Consider the following 13,688-nt stretch of genomic DNA (forward strand, 5'->3'; position numbering starts at 1 on the left):
GCGAATGCGGCCGACCTGGCGTGAAGCTTTCCGCCGGGTCGACCGCTTTTTTTCATCAATGGCCGTTTTCGACTCTGCGAATCAGCCCCTGACCGATTAGGGTAGTCGCCCATGGCGCGGTACGTTTTCATCACCGGCGGCGTGGTCTCATCCCTCGGCAAAGGTATCGCTTCGGCGGCCCTGGCCGCGCTCCTGCAGGCGCGCGGCTACAAGGTGCGGCTGCGCAAGCTCGACCCCTATCTGAACGTCGATCCCGGGACGATGAGCCCGTATCAGCACGGCGAGGTCTTCGTCACCGACGACGGGGCCGAGACCGATCTCGACCTCGGCCACTACGAGCGGTTCACCGGCCGGCCGGCGACGCAGGCCGACAACATCACCACCGGCCGCATCTACCAGAACATCATCACCAAGGAGCGCCGCGGCGATTATCTCGGCGCCACCGTCCAGGTGATTCCCCACGTCACCGACGCGATCAAGCAGTTCGTCCTCGACGGCAACGAGGACGAGGATTTCGTTCTTTGCGAGATCGGCGGGACGGTGGGCGATATCGAGGGACTGCCGTTCTTCGAGGCGATCCGCCAGCTTGGCAACGATCTGCCGCGCGGCCATGCCGTCTATATCCACCTGACCCTGATGCCGTGGATCGCCTCTGCCGGCGAATTGAAGACCAAGCCGACCCAGCACTCGGTCCGCGACCTGCGCGAAATCGGTATCCAGCCGGACATCCTGTTGGTCCGCGCCGACCGGCCGATCCCGAGCGAGGAACGGCGCAAGCTCTCGCTGTTCTGCAACGTTCGCCCGAGCGCCGTCATCCAGGCGCTTGACGTCGCCGACATCTACGACGTGCCGATCGCCTATCACTCGGAAGGCCTCGACGACGAGGTCCTGGCGGCGTTCGGGATCACCGACGCGCCGATGCCGGAACTGACGCGCTGGCACGATATCGGCCGGGCCCTGCGGGAGCACGAGGGCGAGGTCACCATCGCCATCGTCGGCAAGTATACGGGCCTCCAGGACGCCTACAAATCGCTGGTCCAGGCGCTCCACCACGGCGGCATCGCCAACACGGTCAAGGTCAACATTGACTGGATCGAGTCCGAGACCCTGGAGGAGGACGGCGCCATGCTCCGCCGGCTTGAGGATGTCGACGGAATCCTTGTACCAGGCGGCTTTGGCAAGCGTGGTTCGGAAGGCATGATCGCGGCGACGCGGTTTGCCCGCGAGCGGAAATTACCCTTTCTCGGCATATGCTTCGGCATGCAGCTGGCAATGGTCGAGGCCGCCCGCAATGTCGCCGGTCTGACAGACGCCAGTTCGAGCGAGTTCGGGCCGACGCCGGAGCCGATCGTCGGGTTGATGACCGAATGGGTGCGCGGCAACCAGCTCGAAAAGCGTGGCGACGACAGCGATCTCGGCGGCACCATGCGGCTCGGGACCTATCCGGCGACCCTGCGGCCGGGGTCGCGGATCGCCGAGATCTATGGCGCCACGGAGATCACCGAGCGCCATCGGCACCGCTACGAGATCAACATCGCCTACCGCGAACCCCTTGAAGAAAAAGGGCTTTGCTTCGCCGGCCTGTCGCCGGACGGGGTGCTGCCGGAGACCATCGAATACGCCGACCACCCCTGGTTCATCGGCGTTCAGTTCCATCCGGAGCTGAAGTCGCGGCCATTCGCGCCGCATCCGCTCTTCGCCTCTTTCATCGCCGCGGCGCTGGAGAAATCCCGGCTGGTCTAGGAACGTCGGCGGTGTCCCGGGCTGCCCCGGAGACGCGTTCGGACGGCCACGGGCGGTGTCAGAAACGCTGCGCGGCAGGCGAGGGCGGCGGCGAATCACGGCACGGGACGGGCTGAATCAGCCGCGCCCCATCGAGACGCTGTCTCGCTGCCGTCGCAAACCGTGTCCCAACCGCCACAGCTTTCGGTTGCCTTCGGCTGATCATTTTCCGGCCCAGTTCCCGCCGGATTGGCGGGTCACGTTCCGCGTCGTGCCGGGGGGCACACCGGAGGGATTGATCACCATGCGACGCCAGCTCCCCGCTCAGACAAAAACGATTCTCGCCCTTTCGCTGCTCCTGTCCGCGACCGCGCTGACCGCGGCAAGGGTCACCGCCGCCGATCGGGTCAGGCCGCAGCACGATGGCCTGCCGACGGCGGCGACCTGCGCCGAGCTCGGCTTCCCGCAGCAACGCGCCGACGAGGACGGTGCGACCGGGAAGATCCAGGGTCTTTTCCAGAAGAGGGTCCGGTCGTCCGTCGCGCCGCTTGCGCCGTCACCCGCGCCGACGATGGAGATGGAGGCGATGGCGCCGGTGGGTGGCGCGGTCGCGGCCGCCGACGCGATCGGCGGCGAACTGCCTTACGACACGGAGAAATATCCCGACGCGACGTCCAACCCGATCAAGCAGGTCGATGCCGAGCCGGTCTCGACCTTCTCGATCGACGTCGACACCGCCTCCTATGCCAATGTCCGCCGCTTCCTCAACGACGGCACGCTGCCGCCACGCGACGCGGTGCGGGTCGAGGAGATGGTCAACTATTTCGACTACGGCTACGCGCCGCCGACCGACCCGGCCGTGCCGTTTGCCATCCACACCTCGGTGGTGCCGTCGCCCTGGGCGGACGGCAAGGAGATCGTCCATATCGGCCTGCAGGGCTACGACCTCGCCGAAGACAACCGGCCGCCGCTCAATCTCGTCTTCCTGATGGACGTCTCGGGCTCGATGAACGACCCGACCAAGCTGCCGCTGGTCCAGAAGGCGCTGAACCTGCTGATCGACGAATTGCGGCCGGAGGATCACGTCTCGATCGCCGTCTATGCGGGGGCGGCCGGCGCCGTGCTCCAGCCGACGCCCGGCGACCAGAAACTCAAGATCCGCTGCGCCGTCGACGCGATGCGGGCCGGCGGCTCGACCGCCGGCGGCGAGGGGCTGGCGCTGGCCTATCAGATGGCCGAGCAGTCGCACCAGAAGGATTCGGTCACCCGCGTCATCCTGATGACCGACGGCGACTTCAACGTCGGCATCGCCGATCCCGAGAAGCTCGAGGACTTCGTCGCCGAGAAGCGCGACACCGGTGTCTACCTCTCGGTCTACGGCTTCGGCCGCGGCAACTACAACGACGTGATGATGCAGACCCTGTCGCAGACCGGCAACGGCACGGCCGCCTATATCGACACGCTGCAGGAGGCCCGCAAGCTCTTCCGCGACGACTTCTCAGGCTCGCTCTTCCCGATCGCCGACGACGTCAAGATCCAGGTCGAGTTCAATCCCGACCGCGTCGCCGAATACCGCTTGATCGGCTACGAGACCCGGCTGCTCAACCGCGAGGACTTCAACAACGACCAGGTCGACGCCGGCGAGGTCGGCGCAGGGGCTTCTGTTACAGCGCTCTACGAGATCACGCCGGCCGGCGGCAAGCTGTCGGTCGACCCGCTGCGCTACGAGGACGCGCCGAAAAAGGTCAGCTACGAGCCGGACGCGGAACTCGCCTACGTCAAGGTCCGCTACAAGCTGCCGGGCGCCGACACCTCGGAACTGATCGAACAGCCGATCGCCGACGCCGACCGGCCGGCAGCACTTGCGGAAGCCCCGGAAGCGACCCGCTGGGCGCTTGCCGTCGCCGCCTATGGCCAGAAACTCCGCGGCGACCCGTGGATGGACCGGTCCTTCGACTGGACGGCGATCGGCGACCTCGCACAAGGCGCGCGTGGGCAGGACCCGTTCGGGATCAGGGCGGAGTTCGTCCAGCTGGTGCGGGCGGCGGACCGGGCGAAGTCGGTGAACGAGTAGGGGGCGCGTTTGCCGAGCAACTGCCTTCGGCGAGGCGGGTGCACCACCGCCGCCTCCATCACAGCGTCATGCCCGGGCTTGACCCGGGCATCCATGCCAGTGCGTTTGCCGGCCGCTCATCGGGTTGGACCGAACCGCATGGCCATGGCGTGGATGGCCGAGGCAAGCCCGGCCATGACGGTGAGGGGAGGCGGACGGGAGGAGCGCGGGCGAACGTCCATGATGGGCGGTGGAGCGAGCACCGTGAGGTGGCTTCGTGCATGTTTCAGATTGGCGGCGCGCCGCAGCCCGCCGGGGTTAGCCGGCGTAGGCGACCCAGCCCCTGAGGCTCAAACCTGCGTAGAAGAGGCTGGCAACCGGGAATCCCGCCTGGCCGAGCATCGCGACCTCGTCCTCGGGGGAGAGGATGGTGAGCCGGCTTGCGATTGCCTGGCGGGCGCTTTCGGCGTGGGCGGGGTCGGTGCCGTTCGACAGGCCGAAGGCGACGTGGCGGGCGATCCATGTCGACCGATCGGGCTCGGTCTGCGGGAAGCTCAGGTGGACAAGGACGAGCGGGGCGCCGGTCTTCAGGCGGCGGTGGAGGTGCCGCAAGGTAGCGAGGCGCTCATCGGCCGGGATGAAATGGAAAGTGAGGATCGACGTGGCGGCGTCGAAGGGGCCGGCCGGAGCGGCGTCTATGGTGCCTTCATGGAGTCGGATGCGTTCGCGATGCGGCGCCGCCACCTCATCGGCGAGGCGAAGCATGTCGACGGACGGGTCGACGCCGTCGAATAACCATCCCGAATGAGCCTCCGCCAGCGCCTTCAGTTCCTGTCCGCCGCCGGCTCCGAGGACAAGCACGCGGCCGTCCGACGGAGTGCGCTCGGCGAGGAGCAGCGACACCATGCGGTGCAGGCTGGCATAGCCCGGGACCTGTCGCGGCGGGCCTTCCGCATAGGAACGGGCCGAGGCGGTGTCGAAGGCGTGCGGGTTCATACGGCGCCGCCGTGAAGGCTTGCATCGTCGAGCGCGCCGGGACGACGGCCGGACGTGGGCAGGTCCGCGGCGAGATCGGCGAGGGTGATCGCGCCCAGCCGGTCGACAAGCAGGTCCTCGGCCGCACGCACAGTCCGGTCCAGACGCGCGTTGACGGCCTTCTCGACCAGGCAGTCCGGGGCGTCGGACCGGTTGCCGATCGCGAACAGGGTCGGACTGCCGAGCGCCACGTAGATGTTGCGCATCGTCACCTCGGAGAGATCGCAGGACAGCGTCCAGCCGCCGCCATGGCCCTTGCCGGAGCGGACGTATCCGTGCTCGCGCAGGCCAGCCATGGTCCGGCGAACGACCGCAGGGTTGGTACGAAGCACCTTCGCCAGGCCCGCGGAGGTGACCGGACCCGACTGGTGGGCCATGTGGAGAAGGACGTGGAGCACGTCCGACAGGCGATGATCGGATTTCATGTAACATTCAATGATGCATGAGAGGAAATGTGTCAAGCGGGGAGCCGCGATGGGCAGGAGTGGCGCCGGGCGGGCTGCTCCGCGGGCTTTCCTTCACCAACGCCAGCGTCAAGCCCGGGCTTGACCCGGGGCATCCATGCCAGTGCGTTTGCCGGTCGCTCGTCGGGTTGGTTTGAACCGCAGGGTCATGGCGTGGATGGCCGGGACAGGCCCGGCCATGACGGTGAGGGGGGACGGCGGGACGGTGGGCGGACGGCCCCGTTGACGAACCCGCGACAGGCTGATGGACCCACCGGGGACGCGCGGTCAGTCCCACACGCCAGCGTCATGCCCGGGCCTGAAGGTGGAGGGCGCCCCGCGGCCAGTGCCCGCGCTGCCGGTGGCACACCACCGCCATCGACGCCGGACGGGGACTCGGCCATGATCGGGTGGGGGAGAGACCAATGTCCAAGGGCACAGGCGCACCCGCGGCTCCCGAAGCCGCGGCGACCGGGCGGGTGACGAAGTGGCTTGTCGGCATCGCGGCCGTGGCGATGCTGGCCGGGCTTCTGTTCGGCTACGACCAGGGCATCATCGCCGGGGCGCTGGCGGGCATCGAAAAGGACTTTCATCCGAGCACTCTGGTCATCGAGATCATCACCAGCTGGGTGACGCTCGGCGCGCTGGCGGGGGCGCTCGTCGCCGGGACGCTGGCCGACGAACTCGGGCGGCGGCAAACGATCATCCTGGCGGCGGTGCTGTTCGCCGGCGGGGCGGTGATCGAGGCCGCGGCGCCGGGGTCCTGGGTGCTGCTTGTCGGGCGTCTGGTGGTCGGCTTCGGCGTCGGCGTCGCCTCGGTGGCGGCGCCGCTCTATGCCTCGGAGATGGCGCCGCCCCGGCTGCGCGGCGCCTTCGTCTCGATGTACCAGCTGGCGATCACGCTGGGCATCTTCGTCGCCTATCTCGGGACGCAGGAGCTTGCCGCCGCCGACTTCTCCTGGCGGCTGATGCTCGGCCTGTCGATCGTCCCGGGGATCCTGCTGGCGGTGGCGATGTTCCCCCTGCCGGACTCGCCGGTCTGGTACATAAAGGAAGGACGGCGGAAGGAGGCGGCGAAGACGGTCCACGACATGCGCCCGCATGCGGATGTCGACGCGGACCTGCGCGCCATCACCGATGGCCTCGGGACGAAACAGGTCTCCTGGGGCGAGGTGTTCACCCGGAACTGGCGCAAGCCCCTAATGCTGGGCGTCGGACTCGCCATCCTCCAGCAGCTCACCGGCATCAACGCGGTGATCTATTACGCCGACCGGATATTCGCCGCCGCGGGATTCCAGAGCGCCGCGGCGCAACTGACGGCAACGACCGGGTCGATCGGCGCGGTCAACGTGCTCCTGACCTTCGTCGCAGTCGCCTTCGTCGACCGGCTGGGACGCCGGCCGCTGCTGCTATGGGGCCTTGTCGGCATGGGCATTTCGCTGGTGGCGATGGGCGCCAGCTTCCAGTGGCTCGACGACGGGGCGGTGGCCAACGCCACGGCGGCCGGCCAGCCGACGACGACGGCGATCGTGCTGCTGGTGGCGATGATGGTGTTCATCGGCAGCTTCGCCTTCTCGCTCGGCCCGGTGGTCTGGACGGTGATCAACGAGATCTACCCGAGCACCGTGCGGGGCCGCGGCGTCGCCGTCGCCACCGCCGCCAACTGGGGGGCGGCCTGGATCGTCGCCCAGTTCTTCCTCAGCCTCACCACGTGGATCGGCGAAGGGCCGACCTTCTACCTGTTTGCCGCCATGTGCGTGGTCAGCTTCGCCTTCGTCTGGTTCCTGCTGCCGGAGACCAAGGGCAAGACCCTCGACCAGATCCAGCAGATGTGGCTGGGTCGCGTCGAGGGAGGCGCAGACGCGGCGCCAACCAACTAAAGGTGGGAAGCGCCCGCCGCCGCCCGTCGACGAAGCGCGATGCGGTCAAGGCGTGACGGCGAGCCGGTCCTTGAACGAGACGAGCTTTCGGGCCTTCTCGTCCCAAAGGGCGAGGGTTGCGCAGCGCAGGCTCTGCAGGAAGGTGAGGCGGCCGACGCCGGCCAGCGTCGGGTGGTCGCGGAGGACCTCGGGCAGGCGGTAGAACGGAATGCGGCTGGCCAGGTGGTGGACATGGTGGACGCCGATATTGCCGGTGAACCAAGCGAGGACCCGCGGCAGGTCGTAGTGCGAACTGCCGTTGAGGGCCGCCTCGTGGAAGCTCCATTCGCCGTCATGCGTCCACAAGGTGTCCTCGAACTGGTGCTGGACGTAGAAGAACCAGACTGCGAGCGTCGCGCTGACGAAAATGACCGGTCCTTCGACGAGAAGGAAGGGGCCGACGCCCATCACCGCCATGAGGCCGCCGACGACGATGACGATCGCGGCGTTGGTGCCCATCGTGCTCAACCAGGGCTGCCGGCCGGCCTTCATGAGTCCGAAAGGCAAACGGTAATGAAAGACGAAAAGATAGGTCGGGATCACGCCGAACATGACGATCGGGCTTCGATAAAGCCGATAGAGGGCCCGACGGACCGGGCCAAGCGCGGCATACTCATCCGTGGTGAGAGTGGTGATGTCGCCCATGCCGCGATGATCGAGATTGCCGGCATTGGCGTGGTGAGCCGCATGGGTGCGCAGCCACAGGCCGTATGGGGTCAATGTCACCACGCCGAGACTCCGCCCGACCCAGTCGTTCGCCCGGCGGCCGGGAAACAGGGCGCCATGGCCGCAGTCGTGCTGGATCATGAACAGGCGCATCATGAAGCAGGCGGTCGGAATGGCGAGGAGGAGGACGAGTGCGTAGTGGACCTGAAGCGCCGCGACCATCAGCACCCAGAACACGACGAAACCCATAACGGTGATCAGAAGTTCGACGACGCTGCGGGACACGGTCGGGACGCGGTAGCCCGCGAGGATGGCGTTGAGGGCGCGGGGCTTGCTCTTCGACGGATCGGTCAGAATGTCCTGCATTGTCGTGGCGCCTCGCTCGCGTGCGCGGCCGACCATCGCTGATGGACCACGGGAGTCCCGGTTGGTTTCACGACTGGCCGATGGGGCGGCTGAGTTCACGGTGAGCGCGGAAGCTCCGGAACAAGGCAGGTTTCATGTAACCGCTGCGGCCATGAATAATCTGCGGCCGTGAATAATCGCAGAACACTCAAATAATAAACCTGAAAAATATTACAAGTGCGGCCGATTGTTTCTGCGGTTTTACTTGCCGGACGGCTACGTCACGCCGGCAAGCTCGCGGCGCCCGACGGACGTCGTCGCCGGGTCAGGCCGGCGATCCGTGTGCGTCACGCCGGGAGGACCACCACCGGGGCGCCGACCTTGACGCGGCCGTAGAGGTCGATGACCTGCTCGTTGGTCATGCGGATGCAGCCGTTGGAGGCCGCCTGGCCGATCGAGTCGGGCTCGTTGGTGCCGTGGATGCGGTAGCGGGTGTCCTTGCCGTCGCGATAGAGGTAGAGGGCGCGGGCGCCGAGCGGGTTGCCGGGGCCGCCGCGGATGCCCTTGGCGAGGCCGGCGAAGCGATCGGGGTTGCGCTTGATCATGTTGGCGCTCGGACGCCAGCGCGGCCATTCCGCCTTGCGGCCGACGATCGCCGTGCCGGTGAAGCCGAGACCCTCCTGGCCGACGCCGACGCCGTAGCGGATCGCAGTACTGTTCGCGGTGACGTAGTAGAGAAAGAAGTTGCGCGGATCGACGACGATGGTGCCGCCCGGATAATCCGTATAGCGCACGCCCTGTCGCTCGAATTGCGAGTCGAGCGCGGCCGCGACGGTGGGCTTTGCCAGGAGTAGGGCGGTCGCACCGGACAGGAGGCTTCGGCGATTGAGCATGGTTCACGAATCCCGGTTTCGAGGCCTGTCCCGTAAGTCCGGCCTGGCGGCGGGCGACGACAGCCATTGGGCCGCTTCGCCCCGAGGCGCGGGGAACGGCGGACGATGGCGCTGCAGTGCAGCACGCGAAGGCGCGAGTGTCTCCCAATCCCCGGAAGCGGTCAACATCGCGGGCATTGGGCCGGCGCCGCGGCCGGTCGGCCGGTGCGGCGCGGTGCGGCGGCGTCGTCCACCGCCGACCCCGTCGCGGGCCGGCGGTGGGACCGTCGGCTACTGGCCGGTGTCGCGATCCTCGTCCGGGTCGAGGTTGGTGTTGGCTTCATCGCAGGCGGCGATCGCCTTCATCTCCTCGGTGGCTTCCGCCTCGCTGGCGTAGCCCTTGCTGACCGCGTCCTCGCCCGCGCTTTTCTGATCGGTGACGAAGCAGCCGTCGGCGCCGCGAATGACGAACCATTCGGCCGCGAAGCCGGGCGCCGTCATCGCCACGGTGAAACCGGCGACCAACATGATGTTCCTGAGCATTTTTTTGAGTCTCCTTCCCTGATCCGCCTTTCGGTCCGGGGCGGTCATGCTGCGGGCGAAATCGATCGAAATTGCGACGGGCGGGTGGCAGCGTTCAAGTCACCGGCGGGCAGAGAAGGACGTCACAGGCAGCGCTTCGGGGAGTGTGATAGAGACCGCGTGGCCGGCGACTCGTGGGTGAAGCGCCCGGCGAAGCAGGGCGCGACATGTCATTGCCATTGATCGGGCTGTTTCTGGCAGCTTTCGCCGTCGGAACCGCCGAATTTATCGTTGCCGGGCTGCTCCCGGCGCTCGCCGCCGACCTCGGCGTCGACATCCCGACGGCCGGGCTGCTGATCACCGGCTATGCGATCGGCGTGGCGATCGGCGGGCCGTTGCTCGCCATCTTCACCGGATCGGTGCCGCGGCGGCCGCTGCTGCTGGCGCTGATGGTCACCTTCATCTTCGGCAACATGCTTTGCGCGCTGGCAACCGACTACTGGCTGCTGCTCGGCGCGCGGCTGGTGGTCGCCTGCGCCCACGGGCTGTTCTTCGGCACCGCGATGGTCGTCGCGACGCGACTTGTGCCGCGCGGGCGCCAGTCGACGGCGGTGTCGATTGTCATCGCCGGCATCACCGTCGCCAACGTGCTGGGCGCGCCGGCCGGCGCCGCGATCGGCTACCGTTTCGGCTGGCAGATGAGCTTCTGGGCAATTGCCGCGCTCGGCATCGTGGCGACGGGGGCGCTGGCCGTGCTGCTGCCGAAAAGCGCGCCGGAGGGCGAGCCGAAGCAGGCCAGCCTGTGGTCGGAGGTGCGGGTTCTCGGCCGGCCGGTGGTCTTGCTGTCCTATGCGATGATCGCGCTGGCGATGACCGCCTTCTTCGTGCCCTTCTCCTACATCGTGCCGATCCTGACCGAGGTCACCGGCATCTCGACGGCCAACGTGCCGTGGCTACTGTTCATCTCGGGCGTCGGCGGCATCTTCGGCAACCTGATCGGCGGGCGGCTCGGCGACTGGAAGCCGATGCCGGCGCTGGTGGTGATCTTCACGCTCGGGCTGGCGCTCTACCTTGCGGGGCTGCTCGCGGTCCACGATCCGGTGGCGATGACCATTGTCTTCTTCTTCTGGGCGCTGGTCGGATTCTCGTTTGCCGCGCCGGTGCAGACCCGCATCCTGACCGCCGCCAGCGACGCGCCGAACCTGGCCTCGACGCTGATCTCGACGGCTTTCAATATCGGCATCGCGGCCGGCGCCTGGCTTGGTGGCATGGCGCTGACCTTCGGCTGGGACTATGCCGAACTGCCATGGATCAGCGCCGGATTCCTGGCCATCACGCTGGTCGTCGCGCTGCTGTCCTGGAGCCTCGAACGGCGGGGCGCGGCGGGATCGGCAGTCGCCGCCGGGCAGGCCGGGACCGGCGGGTAGCGGAGCGGCGCCTCAGAGGTCCTGGTTCTGCGGCAACAGGACGAGGTCGCGGACCGTGGCATTCGGCGGACGGCTCAGCATGAAGTGCAGGGCGTCGGCGACATCCTCGCTGCGCAGGCCGGTATGGGCGGCGACGCGCGCCTCGATCTCGGCCGGGTCGGTCAGGCCCCAGAGCTCGTTGAGCACCATGCCCGGCGCCAGCGAGCCGATCCGCACATTATGCGGTGCGACCTGGCGGCGGACGCCGTGGACGAAGCTCTGCACCGCGTGCTTGGTTGCGCTGTAGATCGGCTCCCAGTGAATCGCCTGGTGGCCGGAGATCGAACTGGTAACGACGACGTCGCCGCTGCGGGCCTCGATCATCGCCGGCAGCACGCCGCGCACGAGGCGGAAGACGCTGTTGACGTTGAGCAGGATCATCGCGTCCCAGTCGTCGGGATTGTCCTCGACGATCTCGCCGGAGATGTAGGTGCCGGCATTGGCGAAGAGGATATCGACGCGGCCGAAGCGGTCGAGCGTGCGGGCGGCGATGGCGTCGACCTCGGCAGGTTTCGTCATGTCGGCGGGAATGACGAACGCGCCGCCGCCGATCTCGCCGGCCAGCGCCTCGAGCTTGTCGGTCGAGCGGGCGGTCAGCACGAGCTGCGCGCCGAGCCCGGCGAACTGCCGCGCTACGGCGCGCCCGATGCCGGAACTCGCCCCGGTGACGATCATCACCTTGCCCTTGAAATCGTTGGTCATTCTTGTCTCCGCCCGATTTTCCGGCCATTCCGCGTCGTCGAGGATCGCAACGACGCAGCCTGGACACTATTGTTGTTGCCGCACCATCTCCCGGCAGCCGCCCGGACGCAACATGACCGCCGAAACATTCATCGCAAGACAAGTCCGGAAGCCCGCCTGATGGCACCGATCGTCGTCGATCCCGACAAGGTCCGTGAATTCGCGGACGCCGCGAGCTTCTACGCGTGGCTTGCCGCGAACCATGACACCGCCGACGAGGTGTGGATCAAGCTCCACAAGGTCGGGTCCGGGCTGCCGTCGATCACGCCGAAGGAGGCGATCGACGCTGCGCTGTGCTGGGGATGGATCGACGCGGTGCGCAAGCGCTTCGACGACAGGAGCTACCTTCAGCGCTACACGCCGCGCGGGCGCAAGAGCGTGTGGAGCAAGATCAACGTCGACAACGTCGCGCGGCTGGTCGAGGAGGGCCGGATGACCGAGCACGGGCAACGGCACGTCGCGGCGGCCAAGGCCGACGGGCGCTGGGACCGGGCCTATGGCGGCGCCGCTGAGATGACGATCCCCGACGACCTGCAAGCCGCGATCGATGCGGTGCCGGAAGCGAAGGCGATGCTGGCGACGCTGAGCGCCCAGAACCGCTTCGCGCTGGCTTTCCGTGTGCACAACCTGAAGACCGAGGCCGGCCGGAAGAAGCGCATCGCCGCCTTTCTCGAAATGCTGAAGCGTGGCGAGACGATTTACCCGCAGGGCGGCAAGCGGGGAAAGCCAGGCAAAAGGACAGGGCGGTAGACGATGCGACCGGGCGGATCGGTTCGGCAAGTTCTGCGGTGCAGGGAAGGAAGCGGGTGGAACCGACCCGGGGGCGATGGTACCAATCGGGCGTAGTCGCCACGATTGCCCGAGGAGGCCCTTCGATGCCGACGCCGCTCGACGTCCTGTTCGCCGATCCCGACAACCTCCCCGATGACGGTCCGCTGCCGCAGGCGGTGATCGACGAGATGGCCGCCTATGCGGACTATCTCGACGCCACCGTGCCGCCGAAGCGGGTGGTCGATCGCAACCTGCTGATCGCCACCTGGAACGCCTGCCACTTCAATTCGCTGACCAAGAAATGGAGCCTTCCCAAGAAGACCAGGGTGAGCCCGAAGCGCGACTACCGCTGCCTCTGGGCAATGACCGAGGTGATCTCGCGCTTCGATGTGGTGGCGCTGCAGGAGGTGGGTGGCGACCTGCGGGCGCTGCGCTATGCGATGAAGGTGCTCGGCCCGAACTGGAGCTTCCTGATGACCGATGTCGCCGCCGGGGCTGGCGGCAACCACGAGCGGATCGCCTTCATTTTCGATACCAGCCGCGTTTCGCTGTCGGGGCTCGCCTGCGAACTCGTCATCCCGGACGAGGCGGAGGAATTCGGCTTCACCGAAGGGGCGTTCAAGAAGCAGTTCGCCCGCAATCTCTATGCGGTGAGCTTCGCAACGCCGGACACGACCTTCATCCTCGTCACCACCCATATCGACTTCGGCAACGAGGATACCGAGCGGCTGCCGGAACTGCGCGGCATCGCCAAGTGGATGCAGGACTGGGCGGCCGACGCCAATCGCTGGCACCACAATTTTCTCGTCCTTGGCGACTTCAACCTCGACCGGGTCGGCAACAAGCTCTACGACGCCTTCGTCGAGACCGGGCTCGAGGTGCCCTTTGTCCTGCAGGCCCATCCGCGGACGATCTACGGCCGCAACGACAACCCGACGGGGTCGAGTTATCACGACCAGATCGCCTGGTTCTCCAAGGGCAAGTCGAAGCTGATGGACCTCGAACTGGCCGGCGGCGGGATCTGCGAGATCTGGGGACGGCTGTTGACCGATGTCGGCCTGACCAAGGGGAGTTTCGCCGCCCGCATCTCCGACCATAACCCGCTCTGGGTCGAATTCCGCCTGCCGGCCTGA

Annotated in this window: 12 protein-coding genes; 6 read left to right on the forward strand and 6 right to left on the reverse strand. The window is 67.3% G+C overall.

The window, feature by feature from the left end:
* Nucleotides 1-111: 111 nt before the first annotated feature.
* Together BLT60_RS04915 and BLT60_RS04920 are read left to right on the forward strand one after the other, a co-directional pair.
* Entirely contained in the window at nucleotides 112-1,743 is a 1,632-nt protein-coding gene (locus BLT60_RS04915; protein ID WP_090875133.1) for a CTP synthase, read from the forward strand.
* 283 nt (nucleotides 1,744-2,026) lie between these two features.
* Nucleotides 2,027-3,796, forward strand: coding sequence for a vWA domain-containing protein (locus tag BLT60_RS04920; RefSeq protein WP_090875135.1), 1,770 nt, complete (start codon nucleotides 2,027-2,029; stop codon nucleotides 3,794-3,796).
* 297 nt (nucleotides 3,797-4,093) lie between these two features.
* On the opposite strand, the gene BLT60_RS04925 is transcribed toward BLT60_RS04920, so the two are convergent.
* Together BLT60_RS04925 and BLT60_RS04930 are read right to left on the reverse strand one after the other, a co-directional pair.
* Complete coding sequence (locus BLT60_RS04925; protein ID WP_090875137.1) at nucleotides 4,094-4,771, reverse strand: class I SAM-dependent methyltransferase; 678 nt, start codon at nucleotides 4,769-4,771, stop codon at nucleotides 4,094-4,096.
* Nucleotides 4,768-5,235, reverse strand: a complete 468-nt coding sequence (locus tag BLT60_RS04930) for an Rrf2 family transcriptional regulator (RefSeq protein ID WP_090875139.1) — start codon at nucleotides 5,233-5,235, stop codon at nucleotides 4,768-4,770. The genes BLT60_RS04925 and BLT60_RS04930 overlap by 4 nt, the downstream gene beginning before the upstream one ends.
* A gap of 443 nt (nucleotides 5,236-5,678) precedes the next feature.
* Here BLT60_RS04930 and BLT60_RS04935 point away from each other — a divergent pair, with 443 nt between their 5' ends.
* Nucleotides 5,679-7,133, forward strand: coding sequence for a sugar porter family MFS transporter (locus BLT60_RS04935; RefSeq protein WP_090875141.1), 1,455 nt, complete (start codon nucleotides 5,679-5,681; stop codon nucleotides 7,131-7,133).
* A gap of 45 nt (nucleotides 7,134-7,178) precedes the next feature.
* Here BLT60_RS04935 and BLT60_RS04940 read toward each other — a convergent pair whose 3' ends face one another.
* The 3 genes from BLT60_RS04940 to BLT60_RS04950 form a co-directional block, all read right to left on the reverse strand.
* A complete protein-coding gene (locus BLT60_RS04940; RefSeq protein ID WP_090875143.1) occupies nucleotides 7,179-8,204 on the reverse strand; it encodes a fatty acid desaturase in 1,026 nt (341 codons plus the stop codon).
* A gap of 326 nt (nucleotides 8,205-8,530) precedes the next feature.
* The gene (locus BLT60_RS04945; RefSeq protein ID WP_090875145.1) at nucleotides 8,531-9,076 is read right to left on the reverse strand and encodes a L,D-transpeptidase; all 546 of its coding nucleotides are present in this window, start codon (nucleotides 9,074-9,076) and stop codon (nucleotides 8,531-8,533) included.
* Nucleotides 9,077-9,346: 270 nt separating this feature from the next.
* The gene (locus BLT60_RS04950; protein ID WP_090875146.1) at nucleotides 9,347-9,598 is read right to left on the reverse strand and encodes a hypothetical protein; all 252 of its coding nucleotides are present in this window, start codon (nucleotides 9,596-9,598) and stop codon (nucleotides 9,347-9,349) included.
* 206 nt (nucleotides 9,599-9,804) lie between these two features.
* Between BLT60_RS04950 and BLT60_RS04955 the strand changes: the two genes are divergently transcribed.
* Complete coding sequence (locus BLT60_RS04955; RefSeq protein ID WP_139167754.1) at nucleotides 9,805-11,004, forward strand: MFS transporter; 1,200 nt, start codon at nucleotides 9,805-9,807, stop codon at nucleotides 11,002-11,004.
* A gap of 12 nt (nucleotides 11,005-11,016) precedes the next feature.
* Here the strand turns inward: BLT60_RS04955 and BLT60_RS04960 are convergent, their stop codons facing one another.
* Nucleotides 11,017-11,745, reverse strand: coding sequence for an SDR family oxidoreductase (locus BLT60_RS04960; RefSeq protein WP_090875150.1), 729 nt, complete (start codon nucleotides 11,743-11,745; stop codon nucleotides 11,017-11,019).
* Nucleotides 11,746-11,904: 159 nt separating this feature from the next.
* On the opposite strand from BLT60_RS04960, the gene BLT60_RS04965 reads away from it, so the two are divergent.
* Nucleotides 11,905-12,534: a YdeI/OmpD-associated family protein gene (locus BLT60_RS04965; RefSeq protein WP_090875152.1), complete on the forward strand. Its 630-nt coding sequence runs from the start codon at nucleotides 11,905-11,907 to the stop codon at nucleotides 12,532-12,534.
* Nucleotides 12,535-12,659: 125 nt separating this feature from the next.
* Nucleotides 12,660-13,688: an endonuclease/exonuclease/phosphatase family protein gene (locus tag BLT60_RS04970; protein ID WP_090875154.1), complete on the forward strand. Its 1,029-nt coding sequence runs from the start codon at nucleotides 12,660-12,662 to the stop codon at nucleotides 13,686-13,688.

The organism is Bauldia litoralis (assembly GCF_900104485.1).
GTDB classification, from domain to species: domain Bacteria; phylum Pseudomonadota; class Alphaproteobacteria; order Rhizobiales; family Kaistiaceae; genus Bauldia; species Bauldia litoralis.